General features: G+C 39.3%; 18 protein-coding genes, 3 pseudogenes and 2 CRISPR repeat arrays. Of the genes and pseudogenes, 11 read left to right on the top strand and 10 right to left on the bottom strand.

Annotated features, from left to right (window positions below; translation table 11 throughout):
* Window positions 1-146: 146 nt before the first annotated feature.
* The 3 genes from FD725_RS30335 to cas2 form a co-directional block, all read right to left on the bottom strand.
* The gene (locus tag FD725_RS30335) at window positions 147-320 is read right to left on the bottom strand and encodes a hypothetical protein (RefSeq protein WP_179051914.1); all 174 of its coding nucleotides are present in this window, start codon (window positions 318-320) and stop codon (window positions 147-149) included.
* Between the two features lie 139 nt (window positions 321-459).
* Window positions 460-756 (bottom strand): hypothetical protein, encoded by a 297-nt coding sequence (locus FD725_RS30340; protein WP_179051915.1) that lies wholly within the window; start codon window positions 754-756, stop codon window positions 460-462.
* A 508-nt stretch (window positions 757-1,264) separates the two neighbouring features.
* Window positions 1,265-1,543, bottom strand: coding sequence for a CRISPR-associated endonuclease Cas2 (cas2, locus tag FD725_RS30345; protein ID WP_179051916.1), 279 nt, complete (start codon window positions 1,541-1,543; stop codon window positions 1,265-1,267).
* A gap of 96 nt (window positions 1,544-1,639) precedes the next feature.
* Here cas2 and FD725_RS30350 point away from each other — a divergent pair, with 96 nt between their 5' ends.
* The gene (locus tag FD725_RS30350) at window positions 1,640-1,996 is read left to right on the top strand and encodes a four helix bundle protein (RefSeq protein WP_179051995.1); all 357 of its coding nucleotides are present in this window, start codon (window positions 1,640-1,642) and stop codon (window positions 1,994-1,996) included.
* 53 nt (window positions 1,997-2,049) lie between these two features.
* Here FD725_RS30350 and cas1 (FD725_RS30355) read toward each other — a convergent pair whose 3' ends face one another.
* Entirely contained in the window at window positions 2,050-3,021 is a 972-nt protein-coding gene (cas1, locus tag FD725_RS30355; RefSeq protein WP_179051917.1) for a CRISPR-associated endonuclease Cas1, read from the bottom strand.
* Between the two features lie 57 nt (window positions 3,022-3,078).
* Between cas1 (FD725_RS30355) and FD725_RS30360 the strand changes: the two genes are divergently transcribed.
* The 4 genes from FD725_RS30360 to FD725_RS30375 all read left to right on the top strand — a co-directional run bounded on the left by FD725_RS30360 (window position 3,079) and on the right by FD725_RS30375 (window position 5,362).
* On the top strand, window positions 3,079-3,243 hold the full coding sequence (locus FD725_RS30360) for a hypothetical protein (RefSeq protein WP_179047365.1): 165 nt from the start codon (window positions 3,079-3,081) through the stop codon (window positions 3,241-3,243).
* Between the two features lie 12 nt (window positions 3,244-3,255).
* A complete protein-coding gene (locus FD725_RS30365; RefSeq protein ID WP_179047366.1) occupies window positions 3,256-3,579 on the top strand; it encodes a helix-turn-helix domain-containing protein in 324 nt (107 codons plus the stop codon).
* Window positions 3,580-3,626: 47 nt separating this feature from the next.
* On the top strand, window positions 3,627-4,151 hold the full coding sequence (locus FD725_RS30370; protein ID WP_256871940.1) for an IS630 family transposase: 525 nt from the start codon (window positions 3,627-3,629) through the stop codon (window positions 4,149-4,151).
* A gap of 350 nt (window positions 4,152-4,501) precedes the next feature.
* Complete coding sequence (locus tag FD725_RS30375; protein WP_179051918.1) at window positions 4,502-5,362, top strand: DUF4351 domain-containing protein; 861 nt, start codon at window positions 4,502-4,504, stop codon at window positions 5,360-5,362.
* A gap of 123 nt (window positions 5,363-5,485) precedes the next feature.
* A CRISPR array of direct repeats spans window positions 5,486-7,263; the repeat unit is 35 nt; unit sequence GTTTCCATTAATTCAACTTCCGAAGAAGTTTAAAG.
* A gap of 219 nt (window positions 7,264-7,482) precedes the next feature.
* Here FD725_RS30375 and cas1 (FD725_RS30380) read toward each other — a convergent pair.
* The 4 genes and pseudogenes from cas1 (FD725_RS30380) to FD725_RS30395 all read right to left on the bottom strand — a co-directional run.
* Window positions 7,483-8,640, bottom strand: a pseudogene (gene cas1 / locus FD725_RS30380) (CRISPR-associated endonuclease Cas1); the annotation flags it as partial.
* Window positions 8,641-8,673: 33 nt separating this feature from the next.
* Window positions 8,674-9,981, bottom strand: a complete 1,308-nt coding sequence (locus FD725_RS30385; protein WP_179051919.1) for an IS4 family transposase — start codon at window positions 9,979-9,981, stop codon at window positions 8,674-8,676.
* 279 nt (window positions 9,982-10,260) lie between these two features.
* Window positions 10,261-10,854 (bottom strand): annotated as a pseudogene (locus tag FD725_RS30390) (reverse transcriptase domain-containing protein); the annotation flags it as partial.
* Between the two features lie 28 nt (window positions 10,855-10,882).
* A protein-coding gene (locus tag FD725_RS30395; RefSeq protein ID WP_179047673.1) for an ISKra4 family transposase occupies window positions 10,883-11,952 on the bottom strand; the annotation gives its coding sequence in 2 pieces (ribosomal slippage) (window positions 10,883-11,796 and window positions 11,796-11,952; 1,071 coding nt in all).
* 76 nt (window positions 11,953-12,028) lie between these two features.
* Here FD725_RS30395 and FD725_RS30400 point away from each other — a divergent pair.
* Window positions 12,029-13,876 (top strand): annotated as a pseudogene (locus FD725_RS30400) (CHAT domain-containing protein); the annotation flags it as partial.
* A gap of 233 nt (window positions 13,877-14,109) precedes the next feature.
* A CRISPR array of direct repeats spans window positions 14,110-15,302; the repeat unit is 37 nt; unit sequence GTCTCCACTTACAATGTGGAGGCGAATTAATGGAAAC.
* Window positions 15,303-15,508: 206 nt separating this feature from the next.
* Here the strand turns inward: FD725_RS30400 and dnaB are convergent.
* Entirely contained in the window at window positions 15,509-16,909 is a 1,401-nt protein-coding gene (gene dnaB / locus FD725_RS30405) for a replicative DNA helicase (protein ID WP_179051920.1), read from the bottom strand.
* Window positions 16,910-17,047: 138 nt separating this feature from the next.
* Entirely contained in the window at window positions 17,048-17,914 is an 867-nt protein-coding gene (locus FD725_RS30410) for a helix-turn-helix domain-containing protein (RefSeq protein ID WP_179051921.1), read from the bottom strand.
* Between the two features lie 282 nt (window positions 17,915-18,196).
* On the opposite strand from FD725_RS30410, the gene FD725_RS30415 reads away from it, so the two are divergent.
* From FD725_RS30415 to FD725_RS30435, 5 genes are all read left to right on the top strand, one after another.
* Window positions 18,197-18,571: an XRE family transcriptional regulator gene (locus FD725_RS30415; protein ID WP_179051922.1), complete on the top strand. Its 375-nt coding sequence runs from the start codon at window positions 18,197-18,199 to the stop codon at window positions 18,569-18,571.
* A gap of 716 nt (window positions 18,572-19,287) precedes the next feature.
* Window positions 19,288-20,043 carry a ParA family protein gene (locus tag FD725_RS30420; protein WP_179051923.1) on the top strand — a complete coding sequence of 252 codons (756 nt, stop codon included), beginning with the start codon at window positions 19,288-19,290 and terminating at the stop codon, window positions 20,041-20,043.
* The gene (locus FD725_RS30425) at window positions 20,040-20,954 is read left to right on the top strand and encodes a ParB/RepB/Spo0J family partition protein (protein WP_179051924.1); all 915 of its coding nucleotides are present in this window, start codon (window positions 20,040-20,042) and stop codon (window positions 20,952-20,954) included. Before FD725_RS30420 ends, FD725_RS30425 begins: the two co-directional genes overlap by 4 nt.
* A 644-nt stretch (window positions 20,955-21,598) precedes the next feature.
* Complete coding sequence (locus FD725_RS30430) at window positions 21,599-22,159, top strand: hypothetical protein (RefSeq protein ID WP_179051925.1); 561 nt, start codon at window positions 21,599-21,601, stop codon at window positions 22,157-22,159.
* 8 nt (window positions 22,160-22,167) lie between these two features.
* Entirely contained in the window at window positions 22,168-22,512 is a 345-nt protein-coding gene (locus tag FD725_RS30435) for a hypothetical protein (protein ID WP_179051926.1), read from the top strand.
* Window positions 22,513-22,578 lie beyond the last annotated feature (66 nt).

Consider the following 22,578-nt stretch of genomic DNA (forward strand, 5'->3'; position numbering starts at 1 on the left):
TACATCTAATGCTTCCAGTCGTTCGGACTTGGTGCAAGATGTAAGTAAAAAATCCCCAGTTAAAAATCATAACTGGAGATTTAGTACCTTTAGGTGAAAGAAAGCCAATGTTTCCATTAATTCGACTTCCCATGAAGTCAAGCAATTTAAGCTTGAGAATTAAACCTCAAGACAAACTTGCCACTATCCACTTGTCTTTGCAGCACTTGTAGGTAAGCAGTTGCATCATTATGGCGACGAAATCTCGCTACAACTATGCCATCCTTGCTAGGTGAATTACGAATTATGCACCACGGATGTAGCTGCTCAAAATAGGTCATAATACCCTCCTACAATTGCTGACAACTGCATGAATAATGTGTTTTTAAATTGCCTCAATTCACATTAATTCAGGTGTCTACAGCAAAATAGTCCTAGATGATATTGACAATCTAATACTTTTATGGGTGTAAAATACCATCAAGAAGCGATACCTAATAAAACTTGTATATGCTTAGGAATCTCCTCAAAGTGTTCCAGCCAAAAATCCATCAATCCCAGATGTAATAAATCATTGCGAGTGGGGTAACGTCGATTGCGCCCATTTCTAAACCAACCCCGCACAGTAGAATCAGAACGAGAGCAAATTAAAGCTATTTGCTCATAGCTGACTTCCCATTTAGAATAGAATTGTTGAGGTGTCATACCAAATTCCCAATTGCTGTATGCCGAAATTAGCCGTAATTCTCGTGTTTGTAATGGACGAGGTTTGGGCATAGGAATAAGTAAAAAGTGAAAAGTAAAAAGGCAAAAGAAAGAAAGTAAAAAGCAAAGATTTTTATTTAAAAATAATTAGGCTTTTTACTTTTAGCTTGATTAATGTGAATCTACGTTTGTGACCTCAATACTTTGCTCGTCGGTATAATGCCAGTAAAATCGTTTCGCCATAGACGCTGAAGAACTCCAAATATCCCCATCTTTGCAACGATATCGATGCGTTCTTAAACTCCGATAAGCCGGGCCATATTGCGATAAACATTCAAAAGCTTTGTTGTATTGCTTACGGTCTAAAGAAGGTAAGGTAGCAAGTTTTTTCTGAACTTTGGAAGTGAAAAATAAACGGAATTTGACAACTTGAATCTGCATTCAATAGTTTCCGAATATCCAAACTTGACCGAAAGCATAGAGATGTTTACCATTCCCCAAGCGGTGGAGCGCGTGCTTTCCCCCAGACAGTCATTTTGATATACCTATTGTGGTAAATATTGTGTAAAAGTCTTGACAGCTAAACAATAAAAGCTGCATCGTCGATAACAAACTCAGGCTCTGTTCCCAACACTGCAATTTTGCAACGGGTGTGTGCAGACATGGGATAAAATCGTACTTGGTCTTCGCGTTTATTTACCAATCTCACAAGATATTTAGATAGAGTTGTGTACTGATTTTCATCTAATACACACTCAAAAACTGACTTTTGTACCCGTAAACCATAGGCTTCTAAAAGTTTCGCCACTTTGTTGCGGCGAGTATCGCTAACTATGTCGTAACATACTAAATAAAACATCACAGGAAGTAAAAAGTAAAAAGTAAAAAGGCAAAAGAAAGATGAAAGAGGTAAGTTGTGTTACTTTGGTCTTAGCATTTATCACTTTGACAATTGATGAATCAAGATATAACTCAAAGAACATTTGATTTTGCGGTTAGGATAGTTAAGTTATGTCAGTCTTTGGAAGAAAACGCCGGAGTTCCACGAACATTAGCTAAACAATTGCTACGTTCAGGTACATCAATTGGGGCTAATGTAGAAGAAGCAAGAGCAGGACAAAGTAAAGCAGATTTTATTAATAAAAATGCTATTGCTCTCAAAGAAGCTCGTGAAACTCAATATTGGTTACGTCTACTTGTTGCCACAAAAATTGTTTCACCAGATAAGCTCGATAAATTAATCCAAGAGTCTGAGGAGTTGAAGAGAATTTTGGGCGCTATCATTGTCAGCAGCAAAACAAGTGAAAAGTAAAAGAAGAAGAAGTATGTAGATTCATAGTAAAGTTTCTTCATGATACTTATCTTTTAAATTTTCACTTTTGGCTTGTAAATTTTTACGTCACTCTCTTCTCTTTTGCCTTTTAACTTTTGACTTTTTACTTCACTTACAGGATGAAATTTTAAAGCCAAGGGACGGTAATATTCCACGTTACCCAGCAGACACGCGAGGTATTCCTGTACTTGTAAGTCCATGCACTGGCGATAGCTGACTTCTCCAGCATAGGGATGCAATACGAAAGTGCGTAACTTGGCTTCCCAATACTGGAGGAAACGTTGGAGGATGCTGCGCGGCTGACTTTTACCATTACCATTTCCGTTAGTGTGAGCCAAATTTCGAGCGAAATTTAATACTAAGTCATCAACAATTGCGGTACGAAATTCAGCTGTGAAATCCCATGCTAATGGTAAGTCGTGATTTATATCGCGGTGTAAAATCGCACAATTGGGATCAAGTCCTGTAGTATCAAGCAAGGTGTATATATATTGATGCAAGAGTTGATTTCCCAAGTTCAAAAAGCCACTAATGCGTTTTTGGTTGAATGGCGAACATGAGTTATGGAAATTGAGGAGAGAAGTAACAGCACTGTAGTAAACATTATCCGCTTCTTCACTATATTCGCGCAGTTCATTAGCTGATGTTGCTAGTGGTAAATTGTCCATCAACAGCGTCAGGTAATTTAATGCGCGCTGGGTTGTATAGTCAGCGTAATGGCGAGTCCAGTTCTGCACAAAGGTATGTTGATTATGCAATTTTGCCCAGATGATACTTTCCGCAGTCGCCCGATTCAATTCCTCATTAAGTGTGTGTTGGCGTTGGGAAGTTTGATATTTATATTGACGTTGTGCTGGATTTTCCAATCTGCCCATAAGTTCGCCATTTGTAGTTAAATAAAGTACTGGGATTTGATGGGCAACTACAACTTTAATGACTTCTTTTGGTAATTTGATGTTACCAAAGATAATGATTTGGCTAACATTGGTAATCCGCAGGCTCATACCATTTCACTAAAAAAATGATAAAAATAGTTAAATCAGAAATATGAGTAGAAGTTCATGGCTGGAGTCACAAAAGTAAAAATACAAGAGTCAGCAGAAGAATTACGTGAACTGCTGAAAAAACAAAAAACTGTATTAGGGAAAGAACGTATTCAAGCATTGTATTTACTGAAAATACAGCAGGTAAAGACAATCCAAGATTTGGCAGTAGTGAAGGGATAAGGAAGTGCCACAGTGCAAAGGTGGTTAAAAGCTTATGCAGAATCGGGAATTGACACTCTGGTATCAAGAAAAAAAGGTTCAGGGCGACCACCAATTATTAACACAGATGTTCAAGAGCAACTTTCAAAGGAACTAGAAGACCCCCAGGGATTTAAAAGTTATGAAGAAATCCGAACATGGTTAAAAGCGGTAGAGGGAGTAGAAGCTTCATACAAAGTAGTACACGATACAGTGCGTTATCGAATGAAAGCGAAGCTAAAAGTACCGCGTGCAGTAGGTATAAAACACCAACCAGAAGCGGAAGAGGAGTTTAAAAAAAACTTCCACAATACATAGAAGTAATTCAGAAATATGTCATACCACCAATAGATAAGCAAAGAAGAATTAGATACTGGTGCGAGGATGAAAGCCGTGTGGGGTTGAAGACTGAAGCGGGTAGATTAATTACCAACTTTGGGACTAAACCTATCGGTATCATGCAATGGAAACGGGAGAATTTTTATTTATACGGATTAGTAGAACCGTTAACGGGCGAATATTTTATTTGGGAGTTTTCTCATTTAAATGCGGCTTGTTTTCAGATTTTTTTAGAAAAATTCTCTGCTACTTATTCCCAAGATATACATATTATTCAATTAGACAACGGTGCTTTTCATTTTAGCCAACATCTTCAGATACCAGAAAATATAATTTTGTTATTTCAACCCCCACACACACCGCAAGTTAATCCAATTGAGCGGTTATGGGAAGAAGTTAAAAGACATTTGGCTTGGGAAAGTTTTGCCACGTTAGATGAATTAAGACACTTTATCTGGAAACGTTTGGAGAAATTAAACACATTAACCGTTGCTTCTATAACAGGGTGGGATTTTATTCTTGATGCTTTATTTGAATCAAATTTTTCGTGAATTGGTATCAGGCACTGCTTTTGCTGATGAAATACCTTTAAATAACCGTGTTGCAATTGGAGAATAGCATCTGGTTCTGTGATGTAAATTGTCGGCATAGTTGAAATAAGTAGATGGTAAAAGTAAAAAAGCGAAGTTAAGAATATGTTCTTATTGGCTTTGTTTTTTACTTAATTACATCCTCTCAGATGAATATATAACCTGATATATATCCAAATTTAGTTTGTATATAAGTTTGTATATAAAAATCCAATTTTATGTGTAGGGTGTGTTGTCGCGCAGCGCAACGCACGGCAATAATTCAAGTATAATTATATTTATCCTCAGTAAATACCTTGATCAATCTCTAGATGGCAGAATATGACAACCTGTGTAAAATCCTGGCTGAAAAATATCCCCATGATTTTATTCGCTGGTTATTGAAGCAAGAACCGCGCACAATTAATATCTTAAAAACCGAATTGAGTATTGAACCAATTCGCGCTGATTCTGTGACATTCCTGCAAACAGAAAATCAGATTTTGCATATTGAATTTCAGACAACAATTAAATCCAAAACACCACTAGGATTGCGGATGCTAGATTACTACGTCCGCTTGACACGTCAATATCAAGTTCCTGTTACACAGGTAGTGATTTTCTTGCAACCAACTAGTGATAAAATCGCCTTCACCACAGAATATGTCACTGAAGTCACAACCCATCGTTATCAAGTTATCCGGATGTGGGAGCAAGATTCAGCATTATTTCTGAATAATGTGGGGTTATTACCGTTAGCACCATTAACAAAAACGGATTCAGCCCCAGCGCTATTATCGCAAGTTGCTCAAAGTCTTGCTAAAATTCCAGATATTGAGACTAGACAAAATACGACTGCATACACAGAAATATTGGCGGGGTTAAAGTTTGAGCGAGATTTGATTCTGCAATTATTACGGGAGGAGACTATGCAAGAATCGGTGATTTATCAATATATTTTGGAGAAGGGTGAAAGACTTGGTGAACAACGCGGTGAACAACGGGGTGAACAAGAAGAAGCACTGAAATTTTGTCGGCTTTTACTTGATGAACGCTTTGGTGAAATTGATTCATCAATTATTGAGCAAGTACAAGTGTTAAATAAGGAACAGTTAGAAGCATTAGGTAGAGCTATTCTCAGATTTTCATCACTACCTGATTTAATCGCTTGGTTAAATCAGCCATCAATTTGATTTTTCAGAATTATTCAGCTTGATATCCCCGATTTCTTGAAGAAATCGGGGATATTTTTTATTTTTCTCAAGTTGTTGATAAACTCAACTCGAATGAAATTCTCACAGCTTTGAAGCAACTAGGTTTCCATTAATTCAACTTCCGAAGAAGTTTAAAGATTAACCGCTCAGTTGGAAGGGTACTTTGCCAACAACCCTGTTTCCATTAATTCAACTTCCGAAGAAGTTTAAAGTCGGGGCCGCTGCGGTCGGTATCGATGGCGCTATAGTTTCCATTAATTCAACTTCCGAAGAAGTTTAAAGCTCTCACAATGGTCGCCGGAGCGATCCTTGTGGTGGGAGGTTTCCATTAATTCAACTTCCGAAGAAGTTTAAAGTTGTTGGATTAGCGTCTATTTTTTTCCAGAATGCAGTGTAGTTTCCATTAATTCAACTTCCGAAGAAGTTTAAAGATTTTTTACTTAAAGTTGCAAATAGCGCACTAAAAACAAGTTTCCATTAATTCAACTTCCGAAGAAGTTTAAAGTCGTTGCCGCTGCGGTGCAACGAAAAGAAGATCAAGCTGTTTCCATTAATTCAACTTCCGAAGAAGTTTAAAGCTGCCACAATGGTTACCGGGGTGACCCTTTTGGTGGGAGGTTTCCATTAATTCAACTTCCGAAGAAGTTTAAAGTTTTGCTGGTTACGGGCGCAGCCCCAGTTGCAGCTGCGTTTCCATTAATTCAACTTCCGAAGAAGTTTAAAGATTTCTCTAAAAAATCGTTTGGAGGGTTCTTGGGGGTTTCCATTAATTCAACTTCCGAAGAAGTTTAAAGTTTACTTTTTTCCGCTACTGCCGGGATAGCCGGCGGGTTTCCATTAATTCAACTTCCGAAGAAGTTTAAAGATGGTAGTCGAGATTTAAAATTATCTCGCGTGGAGGAGTTTCCATTAATTCAACTTCCGAAGAAGTTTAAAGGGTTTGATATACCAACACTGCACGTAGCAATGAACTGGGCGTTTCCATTAATTCAACTTCCGAAGAAGTTTAAAGAAAAATTGCGGATTATACCGCGATTACGATGCAGCGCAGTTTCCATTAATTCAACTTCCGAAGAAGTTTAAAGTGCAATGCTACTCTTGGCATTAACGACCGCCGTGATGGTTTCCATTAATTCAACTTCCGAAGAAGTTTAAAGCTTCTGCGGCGAGTTCACCGAGGATCCTTGTAAAAAGTTTCCATTAATTCAACTTCCGAAGAAGTTTAAAGCACAGGCACTGCTACCTTGTCTGTTCCTGCTGGGTTGTTTCCATTAATTCAACTTCCGAAGAAGTTTAAAGTTGTACAAAACATGATTGGAATTGCTGAAGATCTAAAGTTTCCATTAATTCAACTTCCGAAGAAGTTTAAAGAAATGTTTGGATTAATAATTGCGGCAGCAATTGCCGTTTCCATTAATTCAACTTCCGAAGAAGTTTAAAGGTCTACAGCCTAATGTTGATTATCGAAGAGGCGGTCTGTTTCCATTAATTCAACTTCCGAAGAAGTTTAAAGCGAGGTGCTTTTATGACATATTCACAAGGAGATCACATGTTTCCATTAATTCAACTTCCGAAGAAGTTTAAAGTGCTCCCTCAGCCAAATGGTAGAAAAGGTTCTTCTGAGTTTCCATTAATTCAACTTCCGAAGAAGTTTAAAGTCCCTGTTTTTTGGGGTTCCCTTAGACCAAGTTGCAAAAGTTTCCATTAATTCAACTTCCGAAGAAGTTTAAAGCTTTTAGGAGATAAACCCACCCTAGAGGGTAACACCTGTGTTTCCATTAATTCAACTTCCGAAGAAGTTTAAAGTTTAGGTTCATTTCCAATTAAAGGCTCTCCTCTGAGAGCGTTTCCATTAATTCAACTTCCGAAGAAGTTTAAAGGGCTAGCTCGTGAAAGCTTTACCTAGAGGCGATTCTACAGCAGTTTTTTGGGGGTTGTCAAATTTATGCCTAATAAATGAGATACTTTCTTAATAAGATGGATATTGACCAAGCTCTAACCCATAATAGGAAGGTAATTTGGGGCATTCTACGAAACAATCAGGGTTTCAGCGATTTTACTTTTGCCCCAAAAACCACTATCAGGCAATTACTAAAGTATTATAATTTCCAAATCATTGGGCGATACACTTCAACTTCACCCATCAAACAAGCAATATACTCCCGTACCTGTAACTCAATACAACGACGGTAAGGTACTTTACAGTCTGTGTGTGGATGTGTAATTTCTGTTTGTAATCTTTCCTCCCAGTGTTTGAGAAATTTTTTGAGTGCATGAGGTTGAAAATAAACACCACCACGTTCATCAGGAGAGGTAAAATCCTCTATGGTAAAAATGTTTTTGTTAGTCAAATATATTACCAGAGAATCAACAACCAAAGCTCGAAACTCCTCCATTAAGTCAGATACCAAAGCTGGATGATTGTCACGAGGTACGTGCAAGTTACCAAAATGAGTATGTAAGCCTAATACCTGGATTAACGAGTGAACATTTTGACTTAATAATGTATACCCCAAACTTAACATACTATTAATGGGATCAGTAGGTGGTCGTTTAGTACGCTTCTCAAACACAAATTCCCCTGTCACCAATGAACCTAAAGCTTGAAAATACGTTGTTGCGGCTATCCCTTCATAGCCACGCAACATATTGACATCTTCAGCAAATGGTAGTTTCTCCATAAACAATTCCAGTTGACTAATGGCTTTAGTCGCCTTATCAGACTTCACCCGACGATTTAATCGCATCAACATAATTCTTGAATTATGCAATTTAGCTCGGACAATAGCCTCAGCTTGCTTCCTAGTAAACTCAGAATTTTGCGAACATTCAACTTGACGTGCTAAATATTCCACCTTCGCCATTCCTTCCGCTTGCAACCTCCCAAAATATCTCCCCTTCTGCGACAAATACATAATCGGAATCCGGCGCTGTAATGCTACACTCACAGCACCATGAGAAACATTGCAACAACCAAACAAGACAATATTCGTCACTCGCACAATAGGGATTTTAATCCTTAATTCATGTTGATAAAAAACCTGGAACTGTTGGTTTTTTGCACTCAAATAAGCCCCTTGATCCGTTATATATAGCGTAGTCATAGATTCCTGCCAAAAATGAGATATGGGTGCGCGAGGAAAACTTACTGGCTTGCTGATATCACAAGCCTTTGGTGGACGAGAGACAAATTTAAATGGACGTTCTTTGGGACGAAAATAAGGCGTACCCGAAGCATTAGTTAACCATTCTCCCTCCATCCGTGACAGGTTAAGAGAATTGCACATTTGTCAAGGGGGTGCAAAAAAAGGGGCTAGATCCAGATTGGGGACAGGCTTTCGTAGAGATTTGACTACACCTAAATCTTGATTTTCAGGAGCAGCAAAATATTTAATCGGATCATCAGCGTTGCCTTTGTCATGGGCAACGCTAAAATGATAAAGTCCGCGATAAATCATTTCCAAAGAAATGCGGTCAAAAGGTAAAGATAATTCATCAGCAACAGCATCACCCAAATCGACTAACACAGCATAAAATAACCAAGTTGCCCAGACTTGTAACTTGATACCATTAATAGAACCCGTCCATAAATAAGATAAACCAAGTAATCGTTTTACGGTGTGAAAAGCCTCTTCAATTCTCCATCTACGGCGGTATAAATCAGCGACGACATAGGGAGGTAAAACTTCTGGATCAAGAACAGAAGTAATATAAGAATAAACAGTTTGCCCAAACTTAATTTCAATTAAACGTAAAGTAAGAATAGGTGCGCCACCACGCCCAGTACCAAGTTGAATCAATCGGTCTTTAACATTATAGTCGTAACTAAATATTTTTAAGTATTTAATAGATGCTTTAGCTTTTAAACGGGTAATAAAATGAATATTTCGGTCAATAAGTTGTTGAAAGAAGAGGAAGTGATAGAAACCTCTATCAAGTAAAATGAGAGTCGATTCAGTTAATAAATTCAGCAATGGGACTTCAAAATTAGTCTCGGATGCGGCGGGGTTAGGATGAAACCAAATTTCTATAGGTAAACGAGTTACCAAATCAATAACTGTACAAATCTTACCCGCTAATTGACCTATTTTAGCATCTTCCAGGCTTTTGAGCTTACGGAACAAAGCTTCTAATGTAGAGCCATCAGCTATCCAAATTCTGTCAAAGTTATGCAGAGCATACTTAACACTATCTGGTAGTGGTCTTTTCACCCTTTGCTGCCAATTGAATTGTAATTGAGGTAATAAATCTTTAAAGACTCGCTCAAATAATTCGGCGGGAAATACTAAAAATCTTTGTGATAGAGATTGTTGAGCAACCTGCGTGGCACGACACCATAGGACATCTTCTCTCGCTAAAAGCTTTGTTAATTCTTGTACTCCGGGAACTTGCCGCCATAATAAAGTTAATACTGCACTGAGCATGAAAGATAGATTGATAATTCTATCTCGGAGTCCTAACTGCTTGTAGTATTTTTCTTGAGCAAAGATAGCTGGAGTTAGTAAAGATTTTAATTGCTGAGAAATTATTTCATTATCTATAGTAGGGGTATTATGTTTGTGTGTGTGGTCGGAGTTTTGTTTTTGTCGCTTGGGCATAGCGGTAGACCAAAGTTTTCATTACCAAGATTAATCCTTGAATTTACATAACAATGTTGCCCACTGCTGACAAAATTATTTTGTTGTAACACTTTTGTTTTTGCAGAAAATTAGCCCTATCAAAAACTTATTTGATAATGATAATCAAATATGGGGTCAGGAGGCGAGCGACGCTCGCCTCCTGACCCCACCCCCACTACGATTATCATTTTCATCAACAGCTTTTTGAGTATTTTAGCTGATTGACAAAATACACTTTTTCTTAACCTGTCACGGGTGTTCTCCCTCCGGCTTGGGTTGTGGAGGTGGTGGTGCATAAACTTTGCCATTTGCAAAGCGATAGCCTAAAAATATAAACTCTTGTTGGGGTAGAAAAATCTGTGTTTTTTCCGGTTGCAATGTGAGATAAAGTTCTCCCAACCAAGCGATAATTTTATCAAGGATACGGTTAGCTTCCTGCCAACTGCTACAAGCGACAGCAAAATCATCACCATACCTGACTAAATGAATATTATTGCTCAGGCATTTTCTGTCAAAACTTGTGAGGTATAGATTAGCTAATGCTCCAGAAAGTATGCCACCTTGCAATACACCTTTACCGAAATTAATGTACTTGCCGGAAATAATCATTCCCGCTTTAATTTGCTGTTCTAGCAACTGCAAGATTCCGCTTTCTAGATGCAAAGCTTCTAGATTAGTTAACAGTAATGCCAAGGACAAATTATCAAAAAACTGGGCAATATCAGCCTTGATAATCCAAGTCGGACGATACTGATAATAAGAGAAAAGCTGTTGTACTGCTTGTTGAATATTCCGCCCTGGACGATAAGCATAGCTACAATCCAGAAAGGCTTCTTCTAGAGGGAAATACAACGGGAGCATCCACTTTTGGCAGAAAGACTCAAATAGCTAATAAACCATTGAGATAAGCACAACGAATAGAGAGGATGTGATTAACACTATCAACATTCCACTGTGCGCCAGAAATTTTAATCCTCGCACCAATTTGTTTAATAGCAGATTCAACTGCGCCAGAACCAATAGAACAAAGTTGTTCAGCCTGGTAATAGGCATAATTGACAAGACGAGAGCGATGTTTTTCAAGATAAGCAATGAAGTTCTTCGCTTGTTTACCTCGGCAATGAAGAAATAAAGCTTGAGTTTCTTCTATCTGACCTTGCCATAACAGCGTTTCAGCAGCTTTAAGCCGTTTTAAAGAACCACCAACTTTATAGAGATTTTCTTTGAGGTGATACCAATCCAAGATTTCCCAACGCTCAAAATTTTCTGTTTTACCAAACTCTTTGACTAGATTCCACACGCCATCATGACCATCCCCCAAGCACACTAACGGGTTAACCAGACGTTGGCTATTGACATAATCAACTAATGATTGGTTGTCATCAAAAAACGCACCATAGTAAATCCCTTGCAGACGAACGGTTTTATAGTCTCGCCAGTAACAGCCTGCTTTCGGTTTACCTCTGAGTCGGACTTTTCCTCCATCTACACTGACTTCTGAAACTGCTTGTTTTGCAAATGGTAGTTGAAAATCTTGTGACAGCACTAATTTTTGTTGCGTTGAGTGACCCACTTTGACTCCTGTCAATGCCTCAACTTCAATTTCTGCTTTTTGGTATGATTCGTTAGCTGACAGCCTTAAACAACACTTTTGAAGTAATGGACTTAACCGGGTTCTTGGCTTCAAACCCAGTTTCTGTAACTGTTTGGCTTTAAGAGTCAGTTCCCCCACTAAGCTTTTAATTTTCCTGGTTTTACCTACTTTTGTTCCAGTTTTTTGTTCGATAAAAAAAGGGCTATTTCTGGACTGACTAGTTCTAATATTTGACTCCGAACTGTTTTTTCTATACTTTCGAGGTCTGTCAGCTTACTTTTATCTGCTTCTTCATACAGTAGTGTTGACAATTCTTGTAAACAGGCTTTGATTCTTTCTTGTTTATCCTGGTTCATGGTAAGTCATCCACACTGTTTTATCTGTTGTTATATTCTCCCAGAACCTGTATATCTTCCAAAAGTGGATGCTCCCCAAAAAATCCGCAAAGATTTCGACTTATTCCTTTCTCTAGTATATGGTCACTTATCTCACTCAGACAGTTCTAAACTTGCAGCATTTGATTTTATTCTCCAACGTAAAGCCCTGACTGCATCAGCCCTAGCAGCTCAAAACGCTGCACTCTATAGTGGACGCTATCCCCAACTACAAGCCCAGCTGAGTCAGTTACGTGATTTAAATACCCAACTAATCCAATTAACTTTTTCTGTTCCTCAAACTGGAGCTATGAGAGTCCAGGAGTTGCCAAATTACCGGGAAAATTTAGCCCGATTACAAGCTCAATATAATTACTTGCAAAAACAACTAGCACTGCAAGTACCAGAAATTCAATTATCTGAGCTAAACTTTGATCGTCAGGCGATCGCCAAAGTATTACCACCTAACTCAATTTTGCTAGAATTTGTCCGCTTCGATGTGTTTGATTTTCCAGCAATTGCCGCAAACGGTGAAACTCAATGGTATCCATCCCGGTACTTAGTCTTTGTTTTCAGAGCTGGACAACCAGATACAGTACAGATGGTAGACTTAGAAGCAGCTGCAACCATTGATCAACTGATTCAGGAGTTTCGCTTACAAGCATCCGACTACACTCAGCCAACGTTAGCTTGGAGTAAAAATAGTCAAACCCCAAAGCTACAAATTAAACCCTATCACCCCATAGCAGCGATTCAACTTAGTCAAGCACTGTTTGCACCCATTCGTGATTTAGTGCAAGGTTGCAGACATCTCATTATTGCACCTGATAGTAACTTAAACTTAGTGCCATTTCAGATATTACCTGTTGATGTTGCAGGATCACGTCTATTAATGGATGAGTATACTATCAGTTATCTCAGTACTGCCAGAGAAATTCTCCGTCCTCAAGTTCAGTCGCCCACAAACTCTATCTCTGCACCACTAATTATTGCTGATCCTGATTTTGATTTAAGCGGGACTGGGAATTGGGGACTGGGGACTGGGGAGCGGGAAAAAAGTTTGCTCAACGATTTGCTGACAGGAACAAAATTGCTTCGCGCTCCTGGTACACGGTTTTTAGGCGAGAGTGTGGCGAAAAAACTTCCAGATGCACAATTACATTTAGGTGCAGACGCGCTAGAAACACGTTTGACAACCAGCCTATGTCCTAATATTATGCTGATTGCTACTCACGGCTTATTTTTACCTAACTCTGAGTCAAAACCAGTAAATAATCAGCGTCATCTGTTGAGCATGGAACGCCTGCGAATAAATGAGGTGGAAAATCCCATGATGCGTTCTGGATTAGCCTTAGCAGGTGCTAACACTTGGTTATCTGGGGGAAATCTCCCCAAAAATGCTGGTAAAGGTTTTGTGTTTTCTCAAGATATTGCCAGTTTGGATTTGTGGGCAAATGAATTAACGGTTCTTTCTGCCTGCGATACTGCTAGAGGAGATATTAAAATTGGCGAAGGTGTATTTGGATTACGTCGCGCTTTTGCAGTGGCGGGTACAAAAACTCTGGTGATGAGCTTATGGCCAGTTCCTGATAAAGTGACTGCTTTACTCATGGAGCGTTTTTTTGATAACTTGCAGTCTGCGATGGGTCGTGTACAAGCGTTACAAGATGCTCAAAATTATATCCGAAAAATCACAGTTAAAGAATTGCAGCAGTCTGCTTTAGGTTTGGAAGTATTAAAGACATTGTTAGATGTGCAAGAATTAACTGTAGATAGTAAAATTAATTGTCAAGAAGATGACACACCCCTAAAACATCCTTTTTATTGGGGAGCTTGGATTTGTCAGGGACAGACAGATCCGTTGGTAAAACGTCAAAAGTCAAAGGAAATTTTCGCGGATCTATAGGTGTTTTTTGGAGTCATCTAAATTTTAGGGTGAAACCTCTGGTACAAAAGCCTTTGAGCGATTCCCTTAAAAATGAGATCGACGAAAATCTGGAAATGATTGCCCCATATACTTTTGCAGTATTTTTATTCAATTAAAAACTTGACAGACGATGGTTGAAACAGTACTTTTAAGTGAGGTTGACGAAAACAGGCGCTGTAAGTCCTTCATCACAAGGCTTTCAAGCCCCGGCAGTCTCCACTTACAATGTGGAGGCGAATTAATGGAAACGTTTTACCTGAACCTTGTGCGCCGACAAGACTAAGTCTCCACTTACAATGTGGAGGCGAATTAATGGAAACAGTGGATTTCTATTGAAGTGATTTTGAATATCTTGTCTCCACTTACAATGTGGAGGCGAATTAATGGAAACCAATAATTCCTCCACTGCTGCCATCAGCAAAATGTCTCCACTTACAATGTGGAGGCGAATTAATGGAAACAGAAGTATTTTATCAGAAGACCCCGATGCAATATTGGGTCTCCACTTACAATGTGGAGGCGAATTAATGGAAACACGTTGCCTGAATTCATCCCAGCCCAAATAATGTCTCCACTTACAATGTGGAGGCGAATTAATGGAAACAGAAAGCCCAGAGAATTTTCCCGGCTGCTTTAATTGGTCTCCACTTACAATGTGGAGGCGAATTAATGGAAACAGAAAAATCATTGCTCCCCTCTAAGCGCCAACGTCTCCACTTACAATGTGGAGGCGAATTAATGGAAACGATGAAACTGACGCGGTTGGTGTTGCTGCTGCTAGGTCTCCACTTACAATGTGGAGGCGAATTAATGGAAACCCTGAGTACCAACAGCATCCCCGTATTTTGGTAAGTCTCCACTTACAATGTGGAGGCGAATTAATGGAAACTCAAGAGTGCTAGTGATTAACTGTTGGATTTCTTCAGGTCTCCACTTACAATGTGGAGGCGAATTAATGGAAACAGTGAAACTATTTATGTGAGTTTAATTTTTCGTTGGGTCTCCACTTACAATGTGGAGGCGAATTAATGGAAACACTCAAATAAACTACCGTGGTGTCTGTGCGGGAAACTGAAGTCTCCACTTACAATGTGGAGGCGAATTAATGGAAACATCAAGGGGAGTTTGACGAGTACCTAGAAGGCGGCGAATGTCTCCACTTACAATGTGGAGGCGAATTAATGGAAACAGCCAAAACATCCCCACGCAAGACTTGATCCGCGTCTCCACTTACAATGTGGAGGCGAATTAATGGAAACAGCAGAAAGGCGGGTATCAGCCATCATGAAGGGTTTTGTCTCCACTTACAATGTGGAGGCGAATTAATGGAAACCGTTAAAACTTATAAAAAAATGGCGTAATCTCTGCGTCTCCACTTACAATGTAGAAACTTTTTCTTACTGTATGAATTACTTCTTTTCTTTGTTACGTTATCGCATGATTTCTAATTTTAAAACACTCAACATTTCTTGAAAAAATACGTGCCAATTTGCAGCAGCAGTGATAGCCTTAAGACTCTGGGTATAGAAAAATAAAAAAATATTTATTTAGAGATGCGTACCGCAAGAAATAATACGTCTTTAGTTCAATCTCCTAGATTTATCTATCGGGTTACTCAGTACTTAGCACTCTTGAATATGAATCAAGGTTTTTGAGAACTCCATAGGTCTTGTCAAAGAAAACGGCTGCTGTGCCAGTATCACCATGCCGTGACTTCGCCATGATTAGTTCTAGAATTCCTGGGTCTGTAGTATCTGGGTTATAGTACTCATCCCTGTAAGCGAGAATAATATTGTCTGCAACCATTTCTAAAATTCCTGACTGGCTAAGATCACTCATCATCGGACGTTTATTCTGCCTACTTTCTACTCCTCTAGATATTTGAGACAGTGCTAAGACGGGGACGTTTAAGTCACCGGCCATTTTGTAAAGTCCCCTGGCCACATCTCCTAGTTCATAACTGCGGTTGCCTCCAGAGTCTTCTGCCATCATTTGCAAGTAATCGACTATCACCAACCCCAATTTTCCTTCCTTGGCTTTTACTTGACGGCATTCCGAAGCAATTCCCGAAACAGTAATGCCCCTTGAATCATTCATGTATAGTGGCAATTCTGAGGCAATCCCTACAATTTTGGCAATGCTGGCGAATTCCCAGTCTTCTAAAGGTTGATTACCTGAGCGATGTCTGCGGATGCGATCGCTCCTCAGTGGTATTAAATCTAAATGCTTGTAAGCATCTGTGACACTCATTAAACTCCATAATCTGTACTCCAACTGCTTTTTTGTCATCTCCAGGGAGAAGATAGCCACAGGTAAATTGTGGAGCAGTATCATTTGGAGTGCCAGAAACAGCGCGATAAAAGATTTTCCCATTGATGGCCTACCTCCGACTATGGTAAGTGTGCCATCTTCAAATCCCAGCATTAAATTATCAAGTTCATGAAGTCCTGTGGGGTAGATGGGATTATCGGAATCTAACTCCTCATAAGCAGCAATATTAATCGTGCTGTTGTGTTCTGTGTTGGAAGTAATAGTTTGATTAGATAGCTGAAAAACCTTTTGCTCTGCCTGATCTAAGACAATTGGTAAATCTTTTTCAGTCTCATAACCTAGATGCACAATTTCATTGCCAGCTTTAATTAACTGTCGCCGCAGGTATTTTTCCATTACTAGTCCTGCTAAAGCGTCAATGTTAATTGCTGACACTGTGCGGTCTACCAAAGTTGCTAATTTATTTCTCCCACCAATGCGAGTTAACAAGTCGTGGTCAGTAAGCCAGTTAGTGACTGTAAGCAAGTCGGTTGGTTTACTTTGGCTGAAAAGACGCAGTGCTGCTTGATAAATATCTTTGTGGGCGGTGATGTAAAAGGCTTCTGGAATTAGACGATCGCAAATCCTGCTGATTGCTTCTGGGTCTAGCATGATTCCGCCCAAAATCGCCTCTTCCGCTTCAATGTTTTGGGGTGGTAGGCGGTTATTACCTAACCCTTGAAAACTTAGTTCTTCAGCCATAAGCAATTTGAGATTTCAATTTCATTGGATAAAACTTTTGCCATGAGGCGATCACTTACTCTACCTCTTACTTCTGGATTTGATATTAGGCCACTCAAGCTGTTTTTCTATCTTGAATTTTCTGGGTTAGTCACTGATTTATGTTTGTTTGCCGTAATTTTCCATAGCTTGCTGTCTCTGTTGCTCAATTTCTTCCTGAAACTTTTTCATCATTTGACTACTGCGGCTGCTTTGAGATTTTTTGGATTGTGTTTCTTGCCAAGCCAAGAATTTCTTGTAATAAACTTCCCAGCGATTTTGTCCAGCCTTATTCTGATGAGCCAACCAAGCTTCAATGTCGTTGACTGGTTGACTGAGATTTGCAGTTAATTGCTCACAGAAGTTCAAAAAATTCGCTCGCTCGTCCTCTGAGAGAGTCTTTATAAATTCTAAATACTTCTTATTAATCTTAGGGTTTTGAAGTTCTTTCTCCATAAGGCTTTCAGACTCCGCATGGTGCGTAGCGATCGCGCATGGTGCGTCATGATCCACCGTGGTGCGTGACGATCGCGCATGGTGCGTAGCGATCGCGCTCGGTGTGTCATCACACCTTGGGTGTGTCGCTACACCATCGGTGTCTCCACACACCATTGGTGCGTCATCACACCTTGGGTGTGTCGCTACACCATCGGTGTCTCCCATAAATTCGGGTATGTCATTGCACCATAATCCCTTTGGCCTCACTTTGGTTCTGACTTGTAATAGCTCTAGATCAATGAATCCCTTTGCGTCTAATTCCTTGAGAGCGCGGCTTACAGTTTGCCTGTGGACTATTCTCTCTGGTGCTGATAGCTGACGGGCTACCTCGGCAGCATTAATGTCAATCCCTTGGTTATAAGGGTCAATGGTTCGGATGTAGTAGAGGACATCTCTTTGTGCTGGTGTAAGTTCACGGCAGGCTTTCAGCCATTCTTCATGCTGAAGTGGGTAGAAACGTCCCTGAATTTTTGAAGTTTGTTGTGTCACAGTTCTAGTAATTCAAATGGCAAGAAGAAATTTCACCTTTATCTGTTGGATAAAGGCTGATTTTGGAGATGTCAATCATTAACCTTTCGTCAACGAATTTTTATATTCAGTCGTGACAAGGCGTTCATTTGATGGTTATGCTAGTGGTTTAAAGATTAAAGATATCTCTAAGAAAACGCACTCCTAGCAAGAGTTTGGTAAGATAAGTAAATACATGAGAGTTGTTATTTCATCAAACATCAAATAGTATAACCGTTAAACTTAAGTATAATTAACAAAGCAATGCAAAGTTTTGTATCAGAAAAAACTCAACGCTATCAGCAGTTATTCGATGAGATGATGAATCGTTTCCATTTAGAAGCGAAAACAACTGCTGAACAGGCTAAAGTTTCTGAGGTCATGTTGTCCCGCTTTCGCCGAGGGAAGGCGGATTTAGGAGCATCAAAACTGATAGCTTTACTTTTAGCTGTTCCAGTAGAAGCTAGGGTGTGGTACTTATCTGAGTTGTTTGGTCAAAAGCCTGGAACTAGCTTGCGATCGCTAATTGCTCAAGCACCTCCTGAAGAACAAGCTGAAGTTTTAAAGCTAATTGCAGATATTTTTTTGAATAACAGTCGTGAGGCTACAGATACAATGCAGTTACTTAAAGTTTTATAAGTTAGCTCCACAGCTTGAGAATTGCTTATTAGAAGGATACTGAATCAGGTTAATAAACAATATTGAGCGTTGCGATCACCGATGGTGGGCGGAACGCCATCGCCTACGGTGATGGGAGCTTATCGCTGAATCAGTTGAATAAAAACCTAATTGATGAAACACTTATAAAGTAAGTGTAGAAGCAAAATTTTAGTCTAGTTTGATTTTGTAAGAAGCCTCATCTACTGATTAACAGTCACTAGCTGAGTGCAAATGAGGATAACAGACCTTGTGTTGAATCTCAGAGAATATCTGCACCCAACAGTAGTTTAACAGTGGTGCAGCTAAATATAATTTATCGAACAGAATTCAGAAATCAGGAGTCAGAAATCAGCATGAATTGGAGTCCAACTAGGTGGCGAATATTGGTTTAAAAGCGTACTACGTCCCGCTACGCTAACGTCCCTAGTGGGCGAAAAAAAATCAAAATATTCTTCCTAATTAAAACTCTATCCCTTTACGGGTAGAGTATTCTGTATTCTGACTCCTGTATTCTGACTCCTTTTTATTGCCCAGGTTGTTGCTATGGTTACAACAAAAGTCTGATGTAAGATTGATTTTCTGTACTTAAATGACTTTTCTCACACAACCGTTATTCATTAGTTAACAAAGGGCTTTATTGTTGTACTAAGCACTTTATCTTTTACGTAAATACTGTTTTGTCGGGGAAAATTCAATTGAATCGGATAATTACACTATTTAATCAATCTGGCGGTGTAGGTAAATCGAGTCTAGCCATGAACCTCGCCTACCATCTGCAAGAGCTTAAAAACCAAGTGCTTTTGATAGATATGGACCCTCAAGGTTCATTAACTACTTTCATGGGTGTAGACCCTACTTCACTCAAGCAGACTGTTTATGATGCGATTTTGCATTCTTCACCTCTACCTATTCACTCTAAAATTCATGGGGTCGATTTAGTTCCTGCCAATATCAACTTGAGTGCTGCTGAATTAGAACTGGTAATGGCGGATATGCGGGATATCCGGCTCAAGGACGCTTTAGAGCCAGTAATTAGCCAATACGATTTCATCCTCATAGACTGTCCACCTAGTTTGGGGCTTTTAAGTTATATCAGCTTAGTGGCAGCAACTCATGTGCTTGTCCCAATTCAAACTCAATACAAGGCATTTTGTGGTACTGAATTATTGTTGAGTACGGTAGCACGGGTGAGATCGCGTCCTAATCGGAAACTGGCGATCGCTGGGTTTATCCCTACTATGTACGATGGTCGGAACGTTCAAGATGCTCGTACTTTAGAAGCAATACAGCAGCAATTAGCGAAAGTAGGTGTTGTTTATCCAGCAATACCCCGTTCTACCGCCTTTGCCGACGCATCGGAAGACCATGTACCTTTGGCTGTATATAACCGAAAAAATCCTGCTGTGCCTATACTCAAACAAATTGCTAAAAGCTTGGAGAAACTGTCATGAGTAGCAGGCGCGATCGCCCTTATCAACAAATGAAGACTTTAGATATTCTGTTTGGAGAATCTCAACCAGTAGCAGAAATAGTTTCTATCGAAGCAATCTGTTTACCACCACAGCAGCCCAGGCGTTACTTTGATCCCCAAGCTATGCAAGAATTAGTAGAATCAGTGCGACAGCACGGAATTCTACAACCGCTTTTGGTTCGTCTGCTCCCAGATAACAAATACGAGCTAGTAGCTGGCGAAAGACGCTATCGAGCAGCGAAAGAGGTTAATTTAACTGAAGTGCCAGTTGTTATCCGAGAACTAAACGATGAGGAAGCTATGCAGCTTTCTCTAATTGAAAACCTCTGCCGTGAAGATTTGAACCCGGTAGAAGAAACAGAAGGAATCTTACAACTTTTAGCACTGCGTTTGGGGGGTAATGTTGACGATATAACTCCTTTGCTTTATAAAATGAAGAACGCAGCAGATAAAAATGATGAATTTAGGCATAACGTTATGCCTAACCCAGAAGCTCAATTAGTTGAAGAAACCTTCACCAGTTTGGGGCTAATGACATGGGAATCCTTTGTGAAAAATCGTTTACCGTTACTCAACCTGCCTGATGATGTGTTGGCAGAGTTGCGTCAAGGAAAGATCGCTTATACAAAAGCCAAAGTAATTGCTCGCCTCAAAGATGAAACTCTACGTCAGGAACTACTGAAAGCTGCCATTAGTGAAAATCTTTCTCTAACTCAAATTCAATCGCGGCTCAAAGCTCAACTTCCAACCTCTGATACTAACGAGCGAAAAGAGCGTTTAGAGGGAACAATCCGCCGAGTTAAGCAAACACGAGTTTGGGAAGACCACCACAAGTGGAATCATCTAGAAGCACTCTTAGCTCAAATTGAAGAGCTTCTTGCTCAGGAGTGAAATTTTATCCCAATGGTCATTCTTTTACAGGATGACAACAGATGTTTTTTGCAATAGCCAATAACCAGACAATAAAGAATTAGGTAAAGTCGATGTTAGGTATTACCTCATACACATCTCTGTTAAATCTTGGCGTGCAAGAAACTTGCACTAGCTTTTGGTGTTCCTAAAGTTGGCTTTTGCTCATGTGCAGGTAGTAATTTTGCCAATTTATAGAAAGTTAGGCTTCAATCATTTTTGAATGTTTGGTGTATTTTCTTTGCTCTGCATGGGTTTGAGACTTGTTTATGCCTCAAAAATGTTTAAGTCCCGTTAGCTCAACTGGATAGTCTTATGGATGTTCTCTATCTATTGGTAGAGTTACGTTTTTGTGTAGACTACGCAAAAACTCTGTATTATTTAAAAATATAGATTTAAGTATAATTACATTTATTGCTGATTAAGCCTAATCTTAGGAATACATAGAATCATATATTTTATGTATGCTTACACAATTAAAAATTAAATCTAGTAATAAAATTTTCTGGAAATATAAAGAAATTTCTGTAAAGTAACAAGAGATTAGTTTCTTACACTTGGTCGATTAGCATTAAGATGTCTACAAGTTATTAAAGATATAGGAAACTTAGTTGTTGTAATTTTCTATGTCTTCAATCAAGCTGTATCCAGAACTCTACAATCATAAGCATTCCTCTAATCTATATCCCTTAGTAATTACTACAAATGTAGTAATGGTTGTGGATATCATCATCAACCACAGTCCCTTAAGTTGTTTAACATTCGCTTTGACAACATTAGGGACAGCAGTAATTATTTGGCGGCGTGAATTAAATGGGCTGCTGAATTTTGTTACTAAGTTAAATCGACGCTATAAATTCACTACGCCTGCATTGATAACGCTCGGAACTTTTTCATTGTTAGATGCTTTATCAACTCCCGCAAAAGCACAGTTCTTTCAAAATGCACAAACTTGGATGACATCCAACTTTTCGGGTGCTGGTGAAGCTATTCCTCTAGTATTTAACGTACTGCGGGGCTTGTTTTTGATTTACTTGGGAATTTCTTTAGTAAGAGTCATACAATCAGCTCGCCAAGACGAAGATTGGCAGAATTTAGCCCGAACACCAATGATTATTCTCATCGCGGTGACTGTGGGTGATATATTGGCGAATTTAATTATTGGCAGTGGTGGTACGACTACTTGAGGTCGAAAATGAATGATACTAAATCCAAAGCACGCACTGTTAACGCGACTATTGGTAAGCAGCCCAACATTGGGCCATTCCCAGCAGACCAATTAATTCCTTGGGTAGTAATTTCTGGACTTTCCTATTACTTGTTTCATGGATTTTTAAGACTTAACTGGGTTTGGACTCTAGCTCTGGCAATTTGGGGAATGTCAACTTGGTGGGTGCTGACTGCTAACGGAGCTTGGAGAATTTTATCGAAGTTTTTAGCTACTCCTAATTGGACGCGAGTACGTACGCTGTATCAACCAATTTTGCAGCCCAATACTAGAAAAAAAGGTAGAAAGCAGAAAGACAGAAGCAGAACATAATAAATGAAATCGGAAGTCGGAAGTTAACCCACCATTCCACGCTTGTTTTACCTTCCCAATAACACA

This window comes from Nostoc sp. TCL26-01 (assembly GCF_013393945.1).
Lineage (GTDB): Bacteria > Cyanobacteriota > Cyanobacteriia > Cyanobacteriales > Nostocaceae > Trichormus.